18 protein-coding genes and 1 pseudogene are annotated in these 22,758 nt (G+C 70.1%); 10 read left to right on the top strand and 9 right to left on the bottom strand.

Features of this window, described 5'->3' with window-relative positions:
• Nucleotides 1-67: 67 nt before the first annotated feature.
• A complete protein-coding gene (locus tag ACIQM3_RS32860) occupies nucleotides 68-1,126 on the top strand; it encodes an HNH endonuclease (protein WP_401630855.1) in 1,059 nt (352 codons plus the stop codon).
• 116 nt (nucleotides 1,127-1,242) lie between these two features.
• Here the strand turns inward: ACIQM3_RS32860 and ACIQM3_RS32855 are convergent, their stop codons facing one another.
• Complete coding sequence (locus ACIQM3_RS32855; protein WP_401630853.1) at nucleotides 1,243-2,130, bottom strand: aminoglycoside phosphotransferase family protein; 888 nt, start codon at nucleotides 2,128-2,130, stop codon at nucleotides 1,243-1,245.
• A gap of 85 nt (nucleotides 2,131-2,215) precedes the next feature.
• On the opposite strand from ACIQM3_RS32855, the gene ACIQM3_RS32850 reads away from it, so the two are divergent.
• Nucleotides 2,216-2,965, top strand: coding sequence for an ATP-grasp domain-containing protein (locus tag ACIQM3_RS32850; protein ID WP_401630851.1), 750 nt, complete (start codon nucleotides 2,216-2,218; stop codon nucleotides 2,963-2,965).
• A gap of 6 nt (nucleotides 2,966-2,971) precedes the next feature.
• Here the strand turns inward: ACIQM3_RS32850 and ACIQM3_RS32845 are convergent, their stop codons facing one another.
• From ACIQM3_RS32845 to ACIQM3_RS32835, 3 genes are all read right to left on the bottom strand, one after another.
• The gene (locus ACIQM3_RS32845; RefSeq protein ID WP_401631258.1) at nucleotides 2,972-3,799 is read right to left on the bottom strand and encodes an adhesin; all 828 of its coding nucleotides are present in this window, start codon (nucleotides 3,797-3,799) and stop codon (nucleotides 2,972-2,974) included.
• A gap of 97 nt (nucleotides 3,800-3,896) precedes the next feature.
• The gene (locus tag ACIQM3_RS32840) at nucleotides 3,897-5,720 is read right to left on the bottom strand and encodes an MFS transporter (RefSeq protein ID WP_401630849.1); all 1,824 of its coding nucleotides are present in this window, start codon (nucleotides 5,718-5,720) and stop codon (nucleotides 3,897-3,899) included.
• A 192-nt stretch (nucleotides 5,721-5,912) separates the two neighbouring features.
• A complete protein-coding gene (locus tag ACIQM3_RS32835; protein ID WP_401630847.1) occupies nucleotides 5,913-8,726 on the bottom strand; it encodes a D-alanyl-D-alanine carboxypeptidase in 2,814 nt (937 codons plus the stop codon).
• Between the two features lie 164 nt (nucleotides 8,727-8,890).
• On the opposite strand from ACIQM3_RS32835, the gene ACIQM3_RS32830 reads away from it, so the two are divergent.
• The 4 genes from ACIQM3_RS32830 to ACIQM3_RS32815 all read left to right on the top strand — a co-directional run bounded on the left by ACIQM3_RS32830 (nucleotide 8,891) and on the right by ACIQM3_RS32815 (nucleotide 13,294).
• Complete coding sequence (locus tag ACIQM3_RS32830) at nucleotides 8,891-9,604, top strand: GPP34 family phosphoprotein (protein ID WP_401630845.1); 714 nt, start codon at nucleotides 8,891-8,893, stop codon at nucleotides 9,602-9,604.
• A 248-nt stretch (nucleotides 9,605-9,852) separates the two neighbouring features.
• Nucleotides 9,853-10,710: a helix-turn-helix domain-containing protein gene (locus tag ACIQM3_RS32825; protein ID WP_401630843.1), complete on the top strand. Its 858-nt coding sequence runs from the start codon at nucleotides 9,853-9,855 to the stop codon at nucleotides 10,708-10,710.
• A 247-nt stretch (nucleotides 10,711-10,957) separates the two neighbouring features.
• Nucleotides 10,958-11,164 (top strand): DUF397 domain-containing protein, encoded by a 207-nt coding sequence (locus ACIQM3_RS32820; RefSeq protein WP_356709852.1) that lies wholly within the window; start codon nucleotides 10,958-10,960, stop codon nucleotides 11,162-11,164.
• A gap of 546 nt (nucleotides 11,165-11,710) precedes the next feature.
• Nucleotides 11,711-13,294 carry a sodium:solute symporter family protein gene (locus tag ACIQM3_RS32815; protein WP_401630841.1) on the top strand — a complete coding sequence of 528 codons (1,584 nt, stop codon included), beginning with the start codon at nucleotides 11,711-11,713 and terminating at the stop codon, nucleotides 13,292-13,294.
• Between the two features lie 89 nt (nucleotides 13,295-13,383).
• Here the strand turns inward: ACIQM3_RS32815 and ACIQM3_RS32810 are convergent, their stop codons facing one another.
• Together ACIQM3_RS32810 and ACIQM3_RS32805 are read right to left on the bottom strand one after the other, a co-directional pair.
• Entirely contained in the window at nucleotides 13,384-14,499 is a 1,116-nt protein-coding gene (locus tag ACIQM3_RS32810) for an ADP-ribosylglycohydrolase family protein (RefSeq protein WP_401630840.1), read from the bottom strand.
• Between the two features lie 184 nt (nucleotides 14,500-14,683).
• Nucleotides 14,684-15,157 carry a carboxymuconolactone decarboxylase family protein gene (locus ACIQM3_RS32805; protein ID WP_401630838.1) on the bottom strand — a complete coding sequence of 158 codons (474 nt, stop codon included), beginning with the start codon at nucleotides 15,155-15,157 and terminating at the stop codon, nucleotides 14,684-14,686.
• A gap of 309 nt (nucleotides 15,158-15,466) precedes the next feature.
• On the opposite strand from ACIQM3_RS32805, the pseudogene ACIQM3_RS32800 reads away from it, so the two are divergent.
• Nucleotides 15,467-16,200 (top strand): annotated as a pseudogene (locus tag ACIQM3_RS32800) (DUF5753 domain-containing protein).
• On the top strand, nucleotides 16,197-16,415 hold the full coding sequence (locus tag ACIQM3_RS32795; RefSeq protein ID WP_401630837.1) for a DUF397 domain-containing protein: 219 nt from the start codon (nucleotides 16,197-16,199) through the stop codon (nucleotides 16,413-16,415). The pseudogene ACIQM3_RS32800 and the gene ACIQM3_RS32795 overlap by 4 nt, the downstream one beginning before the upstream one ends.
• Here ACIQM3_RS32795 and ACIQM3_RS32790 read toward each other — a convergent pair.
• On the bottom strand, nucleotides 16,388-17,494 hold the full coding sequence (locus ACIQM3_RS32790) for an alkene reductase (RefSeq protein ID WP_401630835.1): 1,107 nt from the start codon (nucleotides 17,492-17,494) through the stop codon (nucleotides 16,388-16,390). The two genes, ACIQM3_RS32795 and ACIQM3_RS32790, sit on opposite strands and share 28 nt — an antisense overlap.
• A gap of 58 nt (nucleotides 17,495-17,552) precedes the next feature.
• Between ACIQM3_RS32790 and ACIQM3_RS32785 the strand changes: the two genes are divergently transcribed.
• Together ACIQM3_RS32785 and ACIQM3_RS32780 are read left to right on the top strand one after the other, a co-directional pair.
• Entirely contained in the window at nucleotides 17,553-17,927 is a 375-nt protein-coding gene (locus tag ACIQM3_RS32785) for a MerR family transcriptional regulator (protein ID WP_401630833.1), read from the top strand.
• Between the two features lie 184 nt (nucleotides 17,928-18,111).
• Entirely contained in the window at nucleotides 18,112-19,038 is a 927-nt protein-coding gene (locus ACIQM3_RS32780; RefSeq protein ID WP_401630832.1) for an SDR family oxidoreductase, read from the top strand.
• Between the two features lie 37 nt (nucleotides 19,039-19,075).
• Here the strand turns inward: ACIQM3_RS32780 and ACIQM3_RS32775 are convergent, their stop codons facing one another.
• Both ACIQM3_RS32775 and ACIQM3_RS32770 read right to left on the bottom strand, forming a co-directional pair.
• On the bottom strand, nucleotides 19,076-19,972 hold the full coding sequence (locus ACIQM3_RS32775; protein ID WP_401630830.1) for a hypothetical protein: 897 nt from the start codon (nucleotides 19,970-19,972) through the stop codon (nucleotides 19,076-19,078).
• Between the two features lie 201 nt (nucleotides 19,973-20,173).
• Nucleotides 20,174-22,750, bottom strand: coding sequence for a bifunctional FO biosynthesis protein CofGH (locus tag ACIQM3_RS32770; RefSeq protein WP_401630828.1), 2,577 nt, complete (start codon nucleotides 22,748-22,750; stop codon nucleotides 20,174-20,176).
• Between the last annotated feature and the right edge of the window lie 8 nt (nucleotides 22,751-22,758).

The raw sequence follows: 22,758 nt of genomic DNA, 5'->3' as shown, positions 1-22,758 counted from the left end.
ACTGCGGCGTGACGGACACCCCATAAGTGCCTGACTGGTTGTCAGTGGCGAGCCTTACGCTTTCACCATGCGCAAAGGGGCGATCAGTCGAGATGGTGTGGTCAAGGCTCTGACGGAGCATGACGAGCTGGGACAGGACAGATTCCTGTCCAAGTATGGGTACAAGCCGGCCACCGGATACCTCCTCCTGCACGAGGAGCGAACCTACGACTCGAAAGCCATCGCCGGTGTGGCTCACAAATTCGATCAAGGCCGGGCACTGAGGCCGGACGAACTGAGCGGCGGAAGGTCTCACGCCGCCAGGTGGCTAGCCCGACTCGGCTTCACCATCCGTTCGTCTCGGAGCCCCGACTGGACTCGCGACGAGATCATCCTTGCCTGTGACCTGGCCATGAAGAACGGTTGGAAGCGCTTGGAGTTCGACGACCCACGGGTGACCGAACTATCTGCTCTGCTCCAGACCATGCCGATCCATCCTGAAGAGATACGTAATGAGCTCTTCCGGAATCCCAACGGCGTAGCTCGGAAAACGGTGGACATCACGTGCCGCCACCCCGACTACACGGGCAAGCCCACGAACGGCAACGCACTGGATGTCGAAGTCATGAACGACTTCCTCGCCCGGCCGGCCGAAATGTCGGAGGCAGCCCGACGCATCCGGCATGGCCTTGTAGTCGGAGAATTCCAGGATCTGCCACCTTCGGCCGAGGAGGAAGACGACTACAGCGCACCCGAGGGCAGGCTGCTGCTGAGCCGCCACCGAAGCCGCGAGCGGAACAAGGGGTTGCGCAAGAGGAAGATCGACACCGTGTTGCGTCAGGGTCGTCAGCTCGCGTGTGAGGCATGCGGCTTCGATTTCGAGCAGGTGTACGGCGACCGTGGAACGGGGTACATCGAGTGCCACCACGTCGTCCCACTGCACGAGGCCGGCGAGGGCAGGACCAAGCTCAGCGACCTCGCTCTCATATGTGCCAACTGCCACCGCATGATCCATCGGCGCGCACCCTGGCCGACCCCTGGGGAGCTGCGAACCTCCATGGAGCAGAAGCACGCGGCTGACAGGCGAGCAGCGGAAGTCTTGGCACGACCGCGCAGGGCGGCTGACGAGCAGATGCCGAACCCGTGATCCGACATGCGTCGCTGGCATCAACGTTGGCGCGCAGCGACGGGCCCGGAGAAGCCGCAAACGTCGACTCCTACCTGATAGGAGAACTCGGCCCCGCTCCTGAAGCGGGTGCCGAGTCACCCCGTGGCGTCGCCCCATCCCGTCTCCTCCAGGATCTCGCCGACCACCCGCCGGGCCGTCTCCGCCATCGCCGGGTTCGACGTCCGGTAGTACGAGAGCTCCATGAGCGCGATCGACAGGGCCCAGCCCCGCCCCCGTGCCCACGTCGCCGCGTCCGCCCCCACCCGCGTGCGGAAGGTCCGCCTCGCCCCGGCCCGCAGCAGGTACCAGCCGGGGATCAGGTCGACCGCGGGGTCGGCCAGGCCCATGCAGCCGAAGTCGATGACCGCGTTCAGCCGGCCGCCCGAGACCAGGACGTTGCCCGGCTGGAGGTCCCCGTGGACCCATACGGCCGGGCCCTTCGGGGTGGGGGCCCGCAGGGCTTCCGTCCACGCGGTGGCCGCCGCCCCGGTGTCGATGACGCCGTGCAGCGCGTCCAGGGCGCCCCGGGTGGCCGTGTCCCGTGAGGGCAGCTGTTCGCTGCGGTAGGCCGGCGGGCCGTCGGTGGTGTCCACACGGCGCAGCGCGAGGACGAACTCCGCCACGTCGGCGGCGAATTCGGCACTGCCCACGCCGGGGGCCGGATTGGTGCCGTCGAGCCAGCGACAGACCGACCAGGCCCAGGGGTAGCCCTCGTCCGGCGCACCCTCGGCCAGGGGTGTGGGGACGGCGAACGGGAGGTGCGGGGCGAGGCGGGGCAGCCAGCGGCTCTCCGTCGCCACGTCCTTCGAGCCGCCCTCGATACGGGGCAGCCGTACGGCCAGATCCGCGCCCAGCCGGTAGATGGCGTTGACCGTCCCGTGGGAGCCGACCGGCTCGACGGGAAGGTCCGCCCACGCGGGGAACTGCGCGGCGAGCAGGCGCCGTACGAGCGCTGCGTCGGTCTTGGTCTCATCGGCGTGCATCCGGCCCATGCAAGCCGAACCGGGCGGGGGTGTCGAACGAAATCCGGTGGGCCACACTTCCCCGGCTGCGGCAGGATCCCTGCTCATGACCCTCGTACTCCCGCCCCGTCTCACCGCCTCCGCCCGGGCCCTACGCGACAGCGCCCGGCGGCGAGGGCTGCACACCTTGCGGCTGCCGGACCACGAGGTGCCCGAGGGGCTGCGCGGCGGGAGCGCGTATCTTCACGCCGGTCCTTCCTTCGCCGACGCCGTGGCCTCCGCGCTGGGTGTCGCGCCGCTCGAGGCTCCCGCCGACTGGCTGGCCCGGCTGCCCGCCGAGTTCGTCCGGCGCGAGATCCGTGCCGTGCCCATCCGTGAGGCGTACGGGCTGCGCCGCCCGGTCTTCGTCAAGTCTCCGAACGACAAGGGCATCCCGGCGCTGGTCTACGCGGACGGATCCCGGTTGCCGGGGCCGGACGCGGTAGATCCGGAGACGGTGGTGCTGGTGAGCGATGTCGTCGCGTTCGACGCGGAGTACCGGCTGTATCTGCTCGACGGGCAGGTCCACACCGGCAGCCGGTACGCCGTCTCGGGGCGGCTGCACCTGGCGCCGCTGTCCGCCGAGGCCCACGCGTTCGGCTCGGAACTGCTCGCCGCGGCGGGGCACACCCTGCCGTCCGCGATCGTCGTCGACGTCGGATTCACCGACGAGGGCCACTGGGCGGTCATCGAGGCCAACGCCGCCTGGGCCAGCGGCTGTTACTCCTCAGACCCGGATCGCGCACCGGAAGTGGTGCTCAGGGCCGCCGGCCCTTCCGCACACCTGGCGGAACGGGACCGCCCGTTCGTCCGGTGAACCGCGTCAGCGGCAGGACGCCCTCAGCTGTGCCGCCGCGTGGTGCGCGCCCACCAGCTCCGCGTCACCCCAGTCCCGGCCCCGGTCGACCATCTGCACCGCGAAGGTGTCCCCCTTGACCGGGTAGCTCCGTACGTCGACGGCGGTGCCCCGGTGCTCCGGCTGGTGGACGGCGAAGCCCGTATAGGCCGAGTCCGTGTCGTGCGGGTCGGACAGGACCCGGTAGACGGTCGGGGCGCCCGCCACGTCCCGCTCGCGGACGCTGCTCGGCACGAAGACCGTCAGGGCGCACTCGCGGAAGCCGTCACCGAGGTGCCAGGACCAGACGGCGCTGCTCCCCCGGTCCTGGCCCGGGCTCCCCGACATCGGGACGGCGCTGAACCGGCCGTCGCACGGACCGCCCGCGAAGCCGCCCGACTCGACGGTGTACCAGCCCGCGTCGCCGTTCTCGAAGCGCCCGCGCTCGGCGTAGTCGCCCGTGGTGCAACCGGGCCCGGCCCATGCGGTGTAGCGGTAGCGGCCCGTATCGGCAGAGGGCGCCGGTACGCCGTCCCCGGACCCGATCGGCCCGATCCGGGTCGGGGCCCCGCCGCCGGTCGGTGCCGGTACGGCGCCGGCGCGGCCCGCGGTCTCCGGGCGCGCGCCTCCGGCACCCGTGGCGAGCAGCGACACGGCGGTGGCCAGACTGCCCGCGGCCACGACGACTCCCGCCACGATCAGCGCCTTCCGCCGCCGGGGCAGCGTGGAGAACCGGCCCGTCAGCGTCTCCTGGGCGATCCAGGAACCGCTGCCGCGAGGCGAGCGCGCCACGGAACCGCACCGGGGACAGACCATGCCCGGCAGCGGACCGATGTGTTCGCCGCCGCAGTGTTGGCACCTCATGGCAGCACACCATGCCAGTGCGGCACGCCCGGAGGGAGAGTTCCCGCACTTATTGGCGCAGTTCCTCGGGGCAGGGCGTGCCCGGCTGGAACTGATACGGCCCCGCCAGGCGGTAGACACCAGGGCGCGGTGCGAGCAGCTCGGTCCACTCGTCGCCGTCCGCGTCCTCCTCCACCTTGATCAGGCAGCCGTGATCGTTGGTGAATTCCTTCGGAGCGTTCCCGTCTTTCTCCGAACGCTTCTTGGACACCTCCGTCTCCCGCGGCCGCTCCACTCCCTTGCCCTCCTCGTCGACGACGGCCAGCCACCGGGAGTACGGGATCCGGATCAGGACCCGGCCCGCCGACTGCACGCGGATCGTCAGCCTGTCGTCACCGGCCCGCTCCACCGTCGCGGGCGGATCGGCGAGCGGCACCGGGTCCAGGACCCGGAACACCTTCCAGTTGGCGTCGCTCCAGACCGCCTTCAGATACGGCAGCCCCTTCTCGACGAGCGCGGTCTCCTGCTCGGCCCCCGAGTCCGGCTTCCCGGTGGGCAGCACCACGTAGTGCACGGCCCAGCGGTCCAGCCACTCGCGGTAGTTCATGGAGTTGAGGGTGTCGTCGTAGAAGAGCGGGTTGCGCTTCATGTCGGCCTGCCGGTTCCAGCCGCGCGCCAGATTCACGTACGGCACGAGCGCCGAGGCCTCACGGTGGCTGCTGGGAGGTACGACCTCGACCCTGCCCCGCTCCGCCCCCACCCTCTGGAGCTGGTTGACCAGTGGGGCCAGTGAACGGTTCCAGGACGCGTCGGGGGCGGTACGCACGATGTCGTCGACGCCCTTGAAACCGATCCAGAAGTTCAGTCCCGCGAAGACGATGACCAGCGCGTACCAGCGCCGGGTGCGCGGAGCCGTGTACGGGAGTGCGGCCAGCAGGACGACACCGGCGAACAGCATCGCCATACGCGAGACGTTCGAGCCGATCTGCGAGTCGACCACATAGGTCAGCAGCGTCCCGGCGCCGTAGACCGCGGCGGCCGTCCGCACGGTGCGCCAGTCGCGGGGCACCAGGAAGAAGACGAAGACCGCGTAGAGGAACGGCAGTGACAGGGTGCCCAGGGCCATCGGCTGGGTGCCCGAGAACGGGAACAGCCACGAGGACAGGACCACCACCGCGACGGGGGCCAGACCCAGCGCGTACGCCCCGGGGCGCCGTTTGTTCAGGAAGAGCGCCGCGGCGACCACCCCGAGGAAGAGCCCGGCGACCGGGCTGCCCGCCGTGGCGAGCCCGGCCAGCGGCGCGGCGATTCCGGCCTTCGCCCACCGCTTGTAGCGCCAGCGGTGGGGCCAGCAGAAGACGGCGGCGACGGCGCCGAGCGCGAACATCATGCCGAGCCCGAACGTCACCCGGCCGGACAGGGCGTTGCACAGATACGCGAAGACTCCGGCGAGCGCGCACGCGACGGGGTTACGGACCGCGGGCACCCGCACCAGGATCAGGGCGGTGAGTGCCGAGGACACCGTGCCGGCGACCATCATCGTCGACCGGACGCCGAGCACCGACATCAGATAGGGCGACACCACGCTGTACGAGACCGGGTGCATGCCCCCGTACCAGGCGAGGTTGTACGCCGTCCCGGGGTGGCGGCCGACGAATTCGGACCAGGCGTCCTGGGCGGCGATGTCACCGCCGCTGTTCGCGAAGAAGAAGAACCAGAGGAGGTGCACGGCGGCGGCGACCGCGGTGGTCAGCAGGACGGGGTGGCGCAGGAGACGGCTCCGTATCGAGCCGTCGGCACCGTCGCCGCCACCGGTGGCCTGGGCCGGGATCCGGACCGGGGTGCTCTCGGCGGGCGGGCCGGCTTCGGCCCGTGTCGGCTCAGCGGTGGTCACTGCGACTCTCCCCGTCCTTGCCCGGGCCTGCCGAACCCGTCCATGTACTGCACGGGCCTCATCCGTACGCGGAAGGACGCGTCCCGGCGCCCGACCGTTGCCTTCGGGACGCTAGCACGCGGCATTTTCGCCGCGCTGCCCTATTGGGGACACGCCCCTGCCCCCGCGACGGCGGGGACAGGGGGGCGGCCGTCAGGTGATGCGGGTGAGCTTGTCGCCGAAGCCCGGTTCGGTCATCTCGCTCTGCAGGGCGACCGGGGCGGAGACCTTGCCCGTCCCCGTGCCGACCGTCACCTCGCCGACGACGGTGCCCGCCTTCGCCGTGTGGGCGGGCGCCTTGCCGCCGTCGGTCAGCTTGAGATCCACCTCGAGCCCGCCCCAGCCGACGGCCTTGAGGTCCTTGGTCGCGACCACGGGGGTCTGCCCGCCGAAGCCGTTGTCGACGTACCCGACAATCTGGCCCTTCTTGACGACGGTGGCGGAGTCGACGCCCTCCTGGGCGGTCTGGATCAGCGCCAGACTGCTCTGCAGGGCGCGCTGCAGCTTGGCGTCCAGGGTCCCGTCGACATCGGCACCCATCACCGCGCCGATGATCCGGCGCGTCTTGCCGTCGATGACCGTGTCGGCCGTCCAGATGAGGTTGCCGCCGGCGGGGGTCGACGAGCCGGTCTTGATGCCGCTGACGCCGGGCTCCAGCAGGATGTTGTTGTTGTTGTAGATCGTCTTGCCGATGCCCGGGATCTCGGCCTGCGGCATGTTCACGATCTCGCGGAAGACGTCGTTCTGCATGACCGCCTTGGCCAGCTTGAGCTGGTCCGCGGGAGTGGACCGGGTGGTGGCCTCGAGACCGCTGGGGTCCGTGTACACCGAGTTCGTCATCCCGAGGTCCTCGGCCGCCGCGTTCATCTTCTCGACGAACGCCTTCTCGGTGTCGGCGTCCCAGCGGGCCAGGAGCCGCGCCACGTTGTTGCCGGACGGGATCATCAGGAGCTGGAGCATCTGACGCTCCGTGTACTTCTGGCCCTCCTTGATGGGCGCCGTCGACTCGTCCGGCCGGTTCGCCTCCTCACCGGCCTTCGCGTCGACCACGATCTGGTCGCCCGCCTGCTTGCCGGTGATCGGGTGGCCCTGGAGGATCACGTACGCCGTCATGATCTTCGCGACGCTCGCGATCGGCGCGGACTTCTCTTTGCCGTACGTGCCGATGGTGCCGACGCCCTCGACCTCGACGGCACCCTGTCCGTCCTCCGGCCACGGCATGGCCAGCTTCTCGCCGCCGAAGGTGTACGTGGGTGAGGCGGAGAGGGTCAGTGTGGGGTCGGGCAGCGGACGCATCGCCTGCGCGATCGCAAAGATGACCAGGACGAGCAGGAGAAGCGGCGTCCAGATCTTCACCCTCCTGACCGCGGTGCGGACCGGGGTCTCCGGGGGCGGCGGGGTGTTCGTCAGCTCGGCGAGCAGGTCGAGCGGCGGCCTGGGCGGCATGGGCTGCTGCCTGGTCCGCTCGGCCTCGGCGATACCGGCCCCGGGGCTCGCGGGGCTGCCGGGGCCGGCCGTGACGTCCGGGGTGACCGTGGGGCCGACCACGGGCGCGGGGCGTACGTCGTCCGAGCGCAGCGGCACGAACTTGCTCGTCCGCTCGGCGGGAGCCTCAGGAGCCTCGGGGGCTCCGGAGGCCTTGGCGGCCCAGGAGGCGGGCTTCCGCGCGGCCGCCTTCTCCTTCGGCGGGAGCTTCAGCGCGGTCGTCGGGTGGTCGATCTGCTCGGCCCGCGGCGCCTTGAAGACGGCCGTCGGATGATCGATTCCTCGCTCGTCGCGCGCGGAGTCCGCCTCCTCCGCCGGGGATACCTCCGCCCGGGTCTTCGGGATCCGGGGGGCGTCGTCGGGGGCGCGGGTGGCCGGTGCGTCGTCCTTGGCCTCCGCGGACTCGGCGGCGTCCTCGGACGCCTCGGCCTCTGCGGTCTCTTCGGCGTCGTCGGACTCATCGGCGTCGCTGTCGGCCGTGGCCTTGGCATCACTGCCGGCCGTGGCCTTGGCATCACAGCCGGCCGGGACCTCGGCGTCGCTGCCGGTCGAGGCTTCGGCGGCGGGGGCGGCCGCTGTTTCGGCGGCGGGGGCGGCCGCTGTTTCGGCGGCATCGTCCGCCGACGAGTCGTCGTCGGCCGGGGTCACGTCGGTGTCCGCCGGCGTCTCGTCGTCGGCGCTCTCCGCCTTCTCCTCGGTGACAGCCGGAGCCTCTCCGCTGCTCCCGGGCGCCTTGTCGTCGTCCTCGGACGGCTCGGCCGCAGCCTCGGCCGCACTGCTACGACCTGCGGCTTCCTCTTCGGGCCCGGTCGCCACCCATGCCGCGACGGCGGCACGCAGCCGGGCGTCGGTGGGCGTCGATCCGGCCTCGGAGCCGGTTTCGGAGCCGCCGTCCGAATCAGCGCCGTCGGTGTCGGTACCCGACGCCGCGTCCGGTGCGGACGGGGCCTCCGAAGCGGGCTCGGCGACCTCCTCGCGCTCGGAGCCGGAGTCCGCCCCGGCGTCGGAACGGCCGGAATCGGACTCGCCCTCAGCGTCGGAGTCCGCCCCGGCGTCGGAACGGCCGGAATCGGACTCGCCCTCGGCGTCGGAGTCCGGCCGCGTCTCCTCCGAGGAAGTCGACGAGGGCGCCTCAGGCGCCGCCGTGGCCTCCCCGGCCGCGTCCTCCGCCTTCTCGGCCTCCCCCGCCGCCTCGCGGGGCGTGGAGGCCCTCTCAGGGCCCTCTGCGCCCTCCGAGGCGCCGGAGGCGCCCCCTGAGGCGTCGGCCTCCGCGGAGTGCGGCAGGCGGAAGACAGCGGTCTCGCTGTCCTTCGCGGTGCCTGTCGCCCCGTCCGTCGTGCTCCCGTCCGCCGCAGCGACCGGTCCACGGAACACGGCGAGACGCGGATCGCGTTCCTCAGCCGTCCCCGACGACTTCCGCTGCTCCGACTTGTCGGGGGACTCGCCCGCCACCGATACCTCCTTGATGAGCCGCGGGGACATGCCCGCACTGTCCGAACCATCTACCAGTGTCCTGTGTGAACCCTTGACCGAGCCGCTAGACGAGAACGACATACCTAACGGTTCCCTCACAAAGCACCCAGGCACCCTCGACAGACCAATGTGAGAGGGGTCACCCTGTCATTCATCCACGCGGGGAGGCATGGATGGGCAGGAGCCGCAGAACAATTCCGGAGGAGCTTCTGTTGCTCGCTCTGGACCCGACCACGGGTACCACAGCGCAGCCGCAGTCGCTCGACCTCGGCCTGGCCGGGGCACAGCTAGTGGAGCTGGCTCTGGCAGGACGGATAGCCCCTGACGGGGATCGTATCGCCGTGGTGATGCCACGGCCGACAGGAGATCCGACTCTGGACTCCGCACTGGAACTGCTGCGCCGTCGTGGCAGTCCGGTTCGGGCAGTCCACTGGATCGGCGGGCCCCGGCTGGGACTTCGCCAGATCTACCTCGCTCATCTGGAGCGGTGCGGCATGGTTCATGCCGTGGCGGGCCAGATGTGCGGAGTGCTGCCGACGACTCGCTACCAGGCGACGGACACGGCAATCAGCCGGGACATCAAGGCCCGGCTGGACAACGCGATCCGCACCGGCGTACCGCCGGACCCGCGGACCGCGGCGCTCGCCGCACTGGCCCACGCGGTCGGACTCGGCAAGCACCTGTACCCCGGGAACGAGGGGCGCTCATCGCGCTCCCGGCTCCGGGACCTGATCAGACACGACCCGATGGGCGGTCTCGTGGCGCATGCCGTGATGGACGTCCAGAACGGCGTGGCCGTCCAGCCACGCCGTAATCAGCAGACGGCAGGCGTGCCGTTGCAGCCGCAAGCGCACCGCGGCAGCATGGCGCACACCTCCGTCCACTGACAGCACGACCGCGCGGACACTTGGCGCGGAGTACTGAATACCGCCATATCGCCGCACCGAAGTCCCCATGACCCGGTTCGGGAGCCGCACCAGGCGCGGGGCAGCCGGATCCACCGGCTGCCCCGCGCTCTTGCGTGCGCTGATTGCGTGTGGCCGTTTCCCAGCGCGGCCGGGGCCCCGGGTGGCAATCTGCTGAGCAAGCAGATACGCACAGCTACAACAGCTGCATAGCCGGAGGTGCCGTTCCCGTGCCGACCAACGTCAATCCCACTGTCAGGCGACGCCGGCTGGGCCAGGAACTGCGCCGCCTCCGCGAGATCAAGGGCATGACGGCCGAGGAGGTGGCGGAGCGCCTGCTGGTATCGCAGTCGAAGATCAGCCGGCTGGAGAACGGCCGCCGCTCGATCAGCCAACGCGACGTACGCGATCTCTGCGGGGTCTACGAGGTCGAGGACCACCGCGTCGTCGACTCACTGATGCAGATGGCCAAGGACTCCCGCCAGCAGGGCTGGTGGCACGCCTTCGGCGACATCCCGTACAGCGTGTACATCGGGCTGGAGACCGATGCCGAGTCCCTCCGGGTGTACGAACCCCAGGTGGTCCCCGGTCTGTTGCAGACGCGGGGTTACGCGGAGGCTCTGATCAACGGCGCCCTGCCCGAGGCGCCGCCGTCCGACATCGAGAAGCGGGTGAACGTCCGGGCCCGCCGCCAGGACCGTGTCAACGCCCCCGAGCACCCTCTGCGCCTGTGGGCCGTCATCGACGAGTCCGCGCTGCGGCGGCTCGTCGGCGGCAAGCAGGTCATGATCCAGCAGTTGGAGCACCTCATCGAGCAGTCGCAGCTGCCCCATGTCACCGTGCAGGTGCTGCCCTTCGACATGGGGGCGCACCCCGGCATCAACGGTCAGTACGCCATCCTGGAATTCCCCGACGCCGCGGACTCCAGCGTGGTGTACATCGAGGGGGTCACCAGCGACCTCTACCTGGAGAAGGCGAACGACGTGCAGCGCTACAGCGTCATGTACGAGCACCTGAGGGCGCAGGCGCTGAACGTGGACCAGACCCGCCAGTTCATCGGCGACATCGCCAAGAGCTACACGCGCTGAGAGCCCTCCGGCATCCACCGGAACAGATCTGCCCGACAAGCCCCTTTGCGCGGGAAATGCTGTGATGTAAGTGAGGTGGGGGCGGGACGATACACCGCCACCACCTCACTGCGGAAGACCCACATGGAATATGCCATCCGGTCGAGTGAACGGCCCCACCACCACGCGATGTTGGCGAGTAGCGTCGATCACGCCAACAGGAACGAAGTTGGTGCCACTCACATCAACTCTCTGAACCGGAGTGAACATGGCCATTCTTCAGGGCGCTACGGATAACTGGACGAAGTCGACGTACTCCGGCGGCAACGGCGCGTGCGTCGAAGTGAAGTCGCCCGTCACGCAGGCCATCGCCGTGCGCGACTCGAAGGCCCCCGAAGGCCCCTCGCTCTCCTTCGTGTCCGGAGCGTGGAACACCTTCGTGCGCGACGTCGCGTCGGGTTCGATCAACGCCTGACCGGTACGCCGGTCCTCAAGCGCCGCACCATGGCCGGTCACGGAACACGACCGCCAGGAGCCCTCTCGACTGGCCCGCCGTCCTGGCCGAGGGGGCTCGACCCGCCATCAAAACCGGCGTCGTCGATGGACGTACCGCACACATCACCACGTCAGCATTCGGCACCGACAGCACACTTCGTGCCATCGGTGCGCAAGCCTCACGTACAGCCTTCCCCCTTCTCCGGCCGCACGGGACCCGCATCCCGTGCGGTCGTTCTGCGTTCTCGGGCGTTCCTGCCTTGCGTCGATCTCTGCACAGCCTGACGAAGTGCCCGCTCATCGTGTGGCCGCGCTCACGTTCACGACAACGCTCCGAGAGGTCAAGAACGAGTAAAATCGTTCGCCTTGCTGATCCGCGTTCACATCCCTGATCGCGAAAACCTTGACCGAGGGCCCGGACAGGCGGTTCAATCCCCGAAGTCCCCGTTCCCGCACGGGGCCCCGCTGAACGGCCGTACTGACGAAGTGCGTTCCCGTTCACAAGGCGGACCCCTGGAGGGGGCACATGAACAGTCTCGACTGGGCCGTGCTCATCGGCTACTTCGGTGTGATGGTCGCGATCGGACTCTGGTCGCACAAGCGCGTGGACAATGTCAGCGACTTCTTCACGGCCGGCGGCAAGATGCCGTGGTGGCTGTCGGGCATCTCGCACCACATGTCCGGTTACAGCGCGGTGATGTTCACCGGCTACGCGGGTATCGCGTACCAGTACGGCGTCACGTCCTTCGTGACCTGGTCACTGCCGATCGCGATCGGCATCGGCATCGGCGCCAAGCTCTTCGCGCCCCGGCTCAACAGGCTGCGTTCACGGCTGCACGTGGCCTCGCCGCTCGAATACCTCAAGAACCGCTACAACATCCAGACCCAGCAGGCCCTGGCCTGGTCCGGTCTGCTGCTGAAGATCGTGGACGTCGGTGCCAAGTGGGCGGCCATCGCCACGCTGCTCTCCGTCTTCACGGGCATCACCCTGACCCAGGGCATCTTCATCACGGGCGCCATCACCGCCGTGTACTGCACGGTCGGCGGGCTGTGGGCCGACGCGCTCACGGAGCTCGGGCAGTTCATCATCCAGCTCTTCGCCGGTCTGGCCATGCTGTTCATCGCCATGAGCAAGCTGGGCGGCTTCAGCTCACTGTGGACGGTCTGGGACAAGCTGCCCGAGGGCCACACGAGCCCGACGGCCGGCCCGTACACGGTGACGTTCCTGCTCGCGTACCTCTTCATCAAGACCTTCGAGTACAACGGCGGCATGTGGAACCAGGCCCAGCGCTACATGGCCACGGACTCCGCACGCTCCGCGACCCGTTCGGCCCGCCTCTCCGCGATCCTGTGGCTGGTCTGGCCGACGGTGCTCTTCTTCCCGATGTGGGTCGCCCCGCTGCTCGTCGAGGCCAAGAAGCCCGACGCCTCGGACAGTTACGCCCTGATGACCGAGCAGCTGTTGCCGCACGGTCTGCTGGGTCTGGTGGTCGTCGGCTTCTTCTCGCACACGATGGCCATGTGCTCCTCCGACGCCAACGCGATCTCGGCGGTCTTCACCCGGGACATCGCACCGGTCTTCTCCAAGGCTGCCCGGACGTGGAGCAACCGCAGCGGTCTGCTGGCCGCACGGCTGTCCACGCTCGCCTTCCTCGGACTGTCGATGGCGCTGGCGACCCAGATCAACTCGCCGACGTTCAAGGACATCATCTCGGTCGTCATCAAGTGGGTGGCCGGACTCATGGGCCCGATCGCCATCCCGTTCATGCTGGGTCTGCTGCGCAGGTTCCGCCGGTCCGGCCCGACGGCGGCCCTCACCAGCTGGGCGGCGGGGCTGCTCGCGTTCTACTTCACCAACTACAACTTCGACGGTTCGGTGAAGACGGATGTCGCCCTGCAGTACCAGGTGGCACTGCCGCTGGCGATCTCCCTCGTGCTCTACATCGTCATCGGATTCATCAAGCCCGAGGACACCCCGGAGCGCGACGCCCTCATCGAGATGATCAACACCGACGACGGGGGCCCTGCCGGCGGAGCCGCGGCGGCGGCCGTCCCCCTGCAGAAGCCCGGCCCGGAGAGCACGGGAGTTCCGGAGGGTGTGAAGGACTGACCGCCCCTCACGCGGGGGGCATCCGAACGGTGGGCGGGCGCGGCGGCGCCCGCCCACTTCTGTCCTCCGGGCCTCCGGAGAGCCTTCGCTCAGTCCCGCGGGTAGCGGGCCAGCCAGCCCGGGGCGACCGCGGTCGGGCTGTGCAGGGCGGGCCCCTGGGTCATCTCCATCGCGAAGTCGTCGGAGAGTTCGAGGAGCGTCGAGCGCCCCTCCAGCTCCGCCAGCCAGGCCGGCGGCAGCGCCGTCTCCCCGTGCAGCGCCCCGAGAAGAGCCCCGCAGACGGCCCCGGTGGCCGCGGACGGCCCGGAGTGGTTCACGGCGAGCCGCAGCCCGTGGCGTACGTCCTCGCCCACCAGCGCGCAGTACAGCGCCACGGCGAGGACCTCCTCGGCTGAGTCGGTGTCGCCCAGCGCCTCGATGAGGGCCGGCCCGGGTATCCCCTGGCGTACGGAGCCGAGGGCCTGCCGGAGCGCCTCGGTGACCTGTTCGTTGCCCGGACGCCCGGCGAGCAGGGCGAGCGCGTGCTGGACCGCGCCGTCCAGGGTCTCGCCGCGGGCCAGGCCGTGCACCATGACGGCGAGGGCTCCGGCGGCGAGCTGCGCGGTGGCGTGGCCGTGGGTGTGGGCGGCGCACTCGACGGCCAGCTGCAGGACGAGCTGGGGCTCCCAGCCGACGAGCAGCCCGAAGGGCGCGGAGCGGGTGAGCGCGGCCGAGTCCCGCGCCGCGGGGTTCTTGGGCACGGCGAGGGTGCCCATCGTGGAGTCACCGAATCCGACGAGGCACTCCCTGGTCGGGGCGCGGCGGGTGTACAGCCACTCCTCCCTGGCCAGCCAGCCGTTGTCCTTGCGGCGTTCGTCGGGCCCCCAGGCGCTCTGGGTGGCCGCCCAGCGCAGATGGGCGCGGTGCACGTCGGTCGGCGGATGCCAGGCGCCGGTGTCCCGGCGGACCTGGGCCCGGATGAGCCCGTCGACGGTGAAGAGGGTGAGCTGGGTGACCGCGGTGACGGCGCCGCGTCTGCCGTGCGCGGGGACGAAGTCGGCCACCCCGTCCACACCGTGGGCGGCGCGTATCGCCTCCAGGGTGAGCCCCGAGACACCCGCCCCGAGCGCGTCCCCGATGGCCCCGCCGAGCAGGGATCCCCGTACCCGGCCGCGGAAGTCCTGCTGCTGGGCACGGCCCCAGACAGCTGTGGTCCCTGTGCTCACCGTGCCCCTTCCGTCCGGCCTGCCGCCTGCGACTGCGCAAGCACTGTAATCGAACAGGAAGGAGCGGTTCAGGGGCGGAACGGAATGTACGGACTGGTACGCGAGAGCACTTCCGCGCGGCATTCCTCATGGTTTCCGGCCCACCCCAGCGGCCGGGAGAGCCGCCCGGCCGCGGGTGGCTCGTTCAGCCGAACATGCCGGGCCGGTAGTCGCCCGCGGGCTGCTGGACGATGACGTTCAGCCGGTTGTACGCGTTGATCACGGCGATCAGGGCCACCAGGGCGATGAGTTGGTCCTCGTCGAAGTGCTCGGCGGCGTTCGCCCACACGTCGTCCGGCACACCGCCGGACGCGTCGGCGATGCGGGTCCCCTGCTCCGCCAGTTCCAGGGCGGCGCGCTCGGCATCGGTGAAGACGGTGGCCTCGCGCCACACCGCGACCAGGTTGAGCCGGAGCGGCGTCTCGCCCGCCTCCGTGGCCTCCTTTGTGTGCATGTCCGTGCAGAACCCACACCCGTTGATCTGACTGGACCGGATCTTGACCAGTTCCTGGGTCGCGGCGGGCAGCCCCGAGTCGGTGACCACTTTCCCGGCCGAGTTGATGTGCTTCAGGAAGGAGGCGGCGGCCTTGTTGCCGAAGAGGTCGAGACGAGCGTTCATGATCAGCTCCTGCGCTGTTGCCGATGCTTACACCCCCTCGACGGACCGGCCCCGGCGGGATGTGACATGGCCACATGTGACCTGGGTCTCGTGCGGACATCACCCGTGGCGCTCCCTGCACTCCGCGACCCGCAGCACGTCTCCCAGCGATTCCGTCGTCCGTACGAGCGCGAACCGCACGGCCCGCCCCCCGGCCGCCGGGTCCGCGAGCACGGACTCGGCCCCGCCGAGCACCTCCTCCGCGCAGGCGATCAGCTCGGCCTCCACCTCGTCGGCCAGGCGGGACTCCGGGAACGCTCGGGGAAGTCGCTGAGCGAGCTCACCGGGTAGACGCGATACGACAAGAGCTACCTGTACCGGCTGGAGACAGGCCAGCGGCTGTCCAAGCTCGCTGTGATGGAGGACCTGGACCGGCACTGCGGTCCGGGGGCCTGCTGGTGCAGCTGTGGAAGGTGGCCCGGCGGGAGGTCTTCAAGGACCGGTACAAGGAGTTCATGCGGCTGGAGCCGACGGCGCGGATCATGCACAAATTCACGCTCGGGATTCCGGGCCTGCTGCAGACGGAGGACGTCGCGCGCGAGTCGTTGTCCGGCATCCAGGAGACGCCGGAGGAAACCGAGTTGGTGGAGGAACAGGTGGTGGCACGGATGGGCCGTCAGCAGTTGCTGCACCGCAAGCCCGCCCCGTCGGTCCGGATCATCATCGACGAGTACGCGCTGCGCCGCCCCGTCCCGGACTCCAAGGTGTGGGACGGACAGTTGACGCATCTGATCGACACGGCGGAACTGCCGTCGGTCGTCCTCCAGGTGCTCCCCTTCTCCGTGGGTTCACATCACCTCATGGACGGCTCCCTGACCCTGCTCTGGCAGGAGGACGGGTCCTCGGTTGCCTACACGGAGGGCAACGGCTGTGCCGAACTCATCGAGGAACCGGCGGCGGTGACGCGCTACCGGCTGTCCTACGATCGGCTGCGGGACCGGGCGTTGCCCCCGCCGGAGTCCACCGGATTCATCAGGGGCGTCCTGGAGGAGCACAGATCATGAGCCGTATCCCCGACCTCGGAACCGCGGTCTGGCGCAAGTCCAGCTACAGCGACGGCGGCGACAACAACTGCCTCGAAGTCGCCGACCGCTACCCCGGCCTCGTCCCCGTTCGCGACAGCAAGACTCCCGCCGGCCCCGCCCTCGTCATCGCCGCGCCCGCGTGGGCCGCCTTCGTCGCGTACGCGGCTCACCCCACGGCGTCCAGGGCCGGATAGTCCGTGTAACCCGTCTCCCCGCCCACGTACATCAGGTACGCGTCCCGGACCTGGTTCACCGGCGCGCCCGTGCGCATCCGGCGGATCAGGTCGGGGTTGGCCAGGAAGGGGCGGCCCAGCGCGATCACGTCGGCTCCGGCTGCCAGCAGCCGCTCGGCGTGGGCGATGCCGCCGTCCTCCGGGATGCGGTCCTTCGGCAGCACCGGGTTGGCGATCAGCGTGCCCTGCCAGTCCTTCCGGATCCGCTGGAAGACGGGATCCTCCGGGTCGGCGTAACCCACGTGCAGATAGGCCAGGCCGGCCCCCGCCAGGGCCGCGAGAAGCGCCGGGTAGATCTCCTCGGTGTCGCCCTCCACCATGCCGTTGACCGTGCTCCACGGCGAGACGCGCAGGCCCACCCGCTCGGGTCCGATCGCAGCCGCCACGGCCTCGGTCACCTCCACGACGAAGCGGATGCGGTGGGCCACGGGGCCGCCGTAGGCATCGGTCCGCCGGTTGGTCCCCTGGCCGAGGAACTGGTGGAGGAGATGGCCGTTGGCGCTGTGCACCTCGACGCCTTCGAAGCCCGCCTCGATGGCGTTGCGGGCGGCGGAGGCGAAGTCCGCCACGGTCGTACGGATGTCCTCCTCGGTCATCTCGCGCGGGACGACCGAGGGCACGCGCCCGGCCGGGGTGTGGATCGTCTCCGGCAGCGCGATCGGCGAGGGAGCGACCGGCGTCAGTCCGCTGGTGTCGGGATGGCCGGCGCGCCCGCCGTGCTGGATCTGGAGGAACATCTGCCCGCCCTCCGCACGGACCGCGTCGGTGACCCGGCGCCACCCCTCGACGTGGGCCGGACTGTGGATCGCGGTGATGTTCGGGTACGTCTGACCCACGGCGTTCGGCGTGGACGCCTCGGCGATGATCAGCCCCGCCGAGGCGCGCTGCGCGTAGTACGTGGCCATGAGCGGGGTCGGGACGCCGTCGGCGGTGGCACGGTTCCGGGTCAGCGGAGCCATCACGAGGCGGTGGGGAAGGGTGAGGGGGCCGAGCTCGACGGTCTCGAAGAGCTTCGCGGGGGAAGTGGCTGCGTTCGTCATGCCGGAACGGTAAGAATTGACACCGGTGTCAGGTTCAAGCCCCGGAGGCGAGGAAACCATGCGGATCGGCGAGCTGGCCACACGTACGGGCGTGAGCGAGCGCTCCCTGCGCTACTACGAGACCCAGAACCTCCTGACGGCCGACCGCACCCCCGGAGGCCACCGTGACTACGCCGAGGGCGCGGTCGACCGTGTGATCCGCATCCAGGAGTTCTACGCCGCCGGGCTGTGCAGCTCGAAGATCGCCGAGCTCCTGCCCTGCGTACGGGACACGGACGGCGGCCCCTCCGAGATCGCCACCCCGCGCCTGGTCAGCGACCTCTCCGTGGAGCGCGACCGCATCGACAGGAAGATCGACGAGCTGCTCCGCTCCCGGGAGGTGCTGGACGACGTGATCGCCACGGCGGCGGGCGAGACGCCGAGCGGACGCTGAGCCGAGCACGCCTCCTTCATCCCCCCGGCGTCATCATCGGCTCGTCGGCGGACGGACCGAGCCGCGAGTCCGCCGAATAAAGGGGACACAGGATGTCGGGTATGGCGCCGAGCATGGTTTCACCGGTCGTCGGCGACGACTTCATGGACCGGGCCGTGCAGCCTGCCAGGACTCGAGGAGATACATGCCCGACACATCGACACCCGCACTCCATGGAAAGATCGCCCTGGTCGCAGGCGCCACCCGGGGCGCCGGGCGTGGCATCGCGGTGCAGCTGGGCGCGGCGGGCGCGACTGTCTACGTCACCGGTCGCACGACCCGGGGACGGCGATCGGAGTACGACAGGCCCGAGACGATCGAGGAGACCGCGGAGCTCGTCACCGCCGCGGGCGGTACGGGCATCGCGGTGCCCACCGACCACCTGGTGCCCCAGCAGGTCCGTGCGCTGGCCGGGCGCATCGATGCCGAGCAGGGGCGTCTCGACGTACTCGTCAACGACGTCTGGGGCGGCGAGCGGCTGTTCGCGTTCGACAAGCCGGTCTGGGAGCACGACCTCGACGACGGGCTGCGGCTGCTCCGGCTGGGCGTGGAGACGCATGCGATCACCAGCCACTTCACGCTTCCCCTGCTGGTGCGGCGGCCGGGCGGGCTCGTGGTCGAGATGACCGACGGGACAGCCGCGTACAACGGAGCGAACTACCGCAACTCCTACTTCTACGACTTGGTCAAGAACAGCGTGCTGCGCATGGCGTTCGTGCTCGCCCACGAGCTGGAGCCGCACGGCGGGACGGCGGTGGCGCTCACCCCGGGCTGGCTCCGATCGGAGATGATGCTCGACGCCTTCGGTGTGGCCGAGGAGAACTGGCGCGACGCGCTGACCGAGGTGCCGCACTTCTGTATCTCGGAAAGCCCGGCGTACGTCGGCCGCGCGGTCGCCGCTCTGGCTGGGGACGCCGCCCTGGCCCGCCGGAACGGCCAGTCACTGTCCAGCGGGCAACTCGCCCAGGAGTACGGCTTCACCGACCTCGACGGTTCCCGCCCCGACTGCTGGCGCTATCTGGTCGAGGTCGAGGGCGCCGGCAGGCCGGCCGACGCGACGGGGTACCGCTGACGGTCCGGCCGGGCCGTTCCTTCGGTTGAGGAGCCGCCTACTCCTCGGCGAAGACGTCCTCGACCGACCGGGCGGTGGGGGCCCGCAGAAGCCAGCGGTTCAGGGTGTCGAGATCGCCGCAGGTGGTGATCCGTTCACGCGCCTCGTCCGATACGTCGACGCCCGCTTGCGCAAGGAAGAGCAGGATGCCCTGCGCAATGCCCTCCGTCCGGCCCTCGTTCCGGCCCTCGTTCCGGCCCTCGTCCCGGATTTCCTCTGCCATGAAGGACTTGTAGAAAGAGAGGTCCACGGCCACCAGGTTCCTCCACTGTTGTGCGGCCGGGCGGTTGCCCAGGCCTTGCGCGGTGAGTTCGACAAGGGGATCGGCGATGATTTCCGGTACGTCCCGCAGAGCGGTGGACAGCGTTTTCAGTATGGCACCGATGTCCGGATCTGCAGCGTGCGTGATCGCCGCCAGCGTGGTCAACGCCAGATCCTTCCGGGCCTCGGCGACGTCGGTGATCACCGGCATGTTGTGCGGGCCCGCGACGAGTGGCCTCAGGGTGAGCGCGGGCCACTGGCGGGGCCCGATGGAGACGGGAGCGGAGGCCCATTCCGCCGTCGCACGGTCCTGGCAGACGACCAGCAGCAGCGGCGGAAGCCGGTATTTCGTGTGGAGGTAGGACAGGTAATAGGCCCAGCTCGCCGGCTTGTCCGTGTCCTTCTTTCCTTGGGCCTCGATGGCCAGGAGAAGCGGCTCGTCGTGCTCCGTCTCCAGCCGCAGCAGGGTGTCCACCCGCCGTTCGAGTGGACGGTTCTCGGTCAGGTCGGTAGGCATCACGGTGACCGAGACGGGTGGGGCGATCGTGATCCCCAGCACTTCCGAGACCCGGGAGAACAGGCCCGGGTGCTCCTGGAAGATTCGGTGCATCGCCTCGTGGGGCGAACTGACCATGCGGGACTCCTGCGGGTGGCGTGATGCTCGAAGCGCCCCCGAGCACCGGGTTCGTTCTTGCCAGGAGCATATGTCCGCGGTGTCATCCAAACCCGCCCCAAAGAGGCGGATCACCCCTGTGAGTGACGCACTCAGAACGGCAGTTACGAGCAGCCGCTTCCGGAGCCCGGCCGCGCGGCTCCGGAAGCGGCCAGCGCTCCGCTACTGCGGTAGCACCGGCAGCAGCTCCGGCAGGTGGCCGTCCGATGCCGCAGCGGCCGTGACGCGCTCCTCGGGCACCTCGCCGTACAGCGTCGTACGCGGCTTCGCGGGCCGGCCCGCGAGGTCGGCGATGGCGACGAGGTCCTGGATCGAGCGGTACGAGCCGTAACTGGAGCCCGCCATACGGGAGATGGTCTCCTCCATCAGGGTCCCGCCCAGATCGTTGGCGCCCGAGCGCAGCATCTCCGCCGCGCCCTCCGCACCGAGCTTCACCCAGCTGGTCTGGATGTTGGTGATGTGCGGGTGGAGCAGGAGGCGGGCCATCGCGGTGACGGCCCGGTTGTCGCGGTCGGTGGGCCCGGGACGGGCGATGCCCGCCAGGTAGACCGGGGCGTTGGTGTGGATGAACGGCAGCGTCACGAACTCCGTGAAGCCGCCGGTCTCCTGCTGGAGGCGGGCCAGCGTCCTGAAGTGGCCGAGCCAGTGGCGAGGCTGGTCCACATGGCCGTACATCATCGTGGACGAGGAGCGCAGCCCCGTCTCGTGGGCCGTTTTGATGACCTCCAGCCAGTCGGCCGTCGGCAGCTTGCCCTTGGTGAGGATCCAGCGGACCTCGTCGTCCAGGATCTCCGCGGCGGTGCCGGGGATCGAGCCGAGGCCGGCCTCCTTGGCCGCGGTCAGCCAGTCGCGGACGGACATGCCGGTGCGGCTCGCGCCGTTGACGACCTCCATCGGCGAGAAGGCGTGGACGTGCATGCCGGGGACGCGTTCCTTCACCGCCCGCGCGATGTCGAAGTACGCGGTGCCGGGCAGGTCCGGGTGGATGCCGCCCTGCATGCAGACCTCGACCGCGCCGACGTCCCAGGCCTGCGCCGCGCGGTCGGCGACCTGGTCGAGGGAGAGGGTGTAGGCGTCGGCGTCCGTACGCCGCTGGGCGAAGGCGCAGAAACGGCAGCCGGTGTAGCAGACGTTGGTGAAGTTGATGTTCCTGGTGACGATGTAGGTGACGTCGTCGCCGACCACGTCACGGCGCAGGGTGTCCGCGATCCGGCACAGCTCGTCCAGCGCAGGCCCGTCCGCGTGGAGCAGGGCGAGGGCCTGGTCGTCGGTGAGCTTCGTGGGATCGTCGGCGGCCTGGCTCAGCGCCTGGCGTACGTCGGTGTCGATGCGGGACGGGACCATGCCCGGGGCGGCGGCCTCGCGCAGGGCCTCCCAGTCGCCGTACACCTCGTCGAAGTCGTCGCGCCGGTCGCCGGTACGGCCCTCGGTGTCGATGGTGCGGTGCAGGTCGGTGCGGCCGGACGAGCCGAACTCCTCGTCGGGCTCCTGCCAGGGCAGTCCGGCCGGGATCGCGCCCTCCTTGGCGAGGCCCGTCTCCGGGTCGGCGAGCGCGCGCACGTGCGGCAGGAGGCGGGGGTCGAGCCAGGGCTCGCCGCGCTGGATGAACTCCGGGTAGATGGTGAGGCGTTCTCGCAGCTGGAAGCCGGACTCGGCGGTGCGGGCCGCGAGTTCGTCGATGTGCGGCCAGGGGCGTTCGGGGTTCACATGGTCCGGGGTGAGGGGCGATACGCCGCCCCAGTCGTCGATGCCCGCACCGATCAGCAGGGCGTATTCGGCGTCGACGAGATTCGGCGGGGCCTGGATGCGGGCCGAGGGACCCAGGATGTGGCGGGCCACGGCGATCGCGGCGGCCAGCTCCTCCAGCTCCGCGTCCGGCATCCCGCGCATCGCGGTGTCCGGCTTGGCGCGGAAGTTCTGGACGATGACCTCCTGGATCCCGTGGTAGGCGCGGGCCGTCTTGCGCAGCTCGAAGAGGGAGTCGGCGCGCTCCTCGTACGACTCGCCGATCCCGATCAGGATGCCGGTGGTGAAGGGCACGTTGGACCGGCCGGCGTCCTCCAGCACCCGCAGCCGGACGGCCGGCTCCTTGTCCGGGGACCCGTGGTGCGGGCCGCCCTTCTCGGACCACAGCCGGGTCGCCGTCGTCTCCAGCATCATGCCCATGGAGGGGGCGACGGGCTTCAGCCGCTGCAGGTCCGTCCACGTCATCACACCGGGGTTCAGGTGCGGCAGCAGCCCCGTCTCCTCCAGCACCCGGACCGCCATGGCCCGCACGTACGCCAGGGTGTCGTCGTAACCCTCGGCCTCCAGCCATTCCCGCGCCTCGGGCCATCGGTCCTCGGGCCGGTCGCCGAGCGTGAACAGGGCTTCCTTGCAGCCCATTTCGGCGCCCTTCCGGGCGATGTCGAGGATCTCGTCCGGCGACAGGAACATCCCGTGCCCCTCGCGCCTGAGCTTCCCGGGCACGGTGACGAAGGTGCAGTAGTGGCAGGTGTCCCGGCAGAGCCGGGTCAGGGGGATGAAGACCTTGCGGGAGTACGTGATCACTCCCGGCCGGCCCGCGGCTTCGAGGCCCGCGTTCCGGACCCGGGCGGCGGACGCGGCGAGATCGGTCAGGTCCTCCCCCCGCGCCTGGAGCAGGACGGCGGCCTCGGCCACGTCGAGGGCGACACCGTCGCGGGCCCGCCGGAGGGCACGCCGCATGGCGTTGGTCGTGGGGCGCTGAGGAACGGTCATGATCCGAG

This window comes from Streptomyces sp. NPDC091271 (assembly GCF_044757505.1).
Lineage (GTDB): Bacteria > Actinomycetota > Actinomycetes > Streptomycetales > Streptomycetaceae > Streptomyces.
The sequence above is the reverse complement of the archived record's forward strand: the minus strand, read 5'-3'. Positions and strand labels throughout refer to the sequence as shown.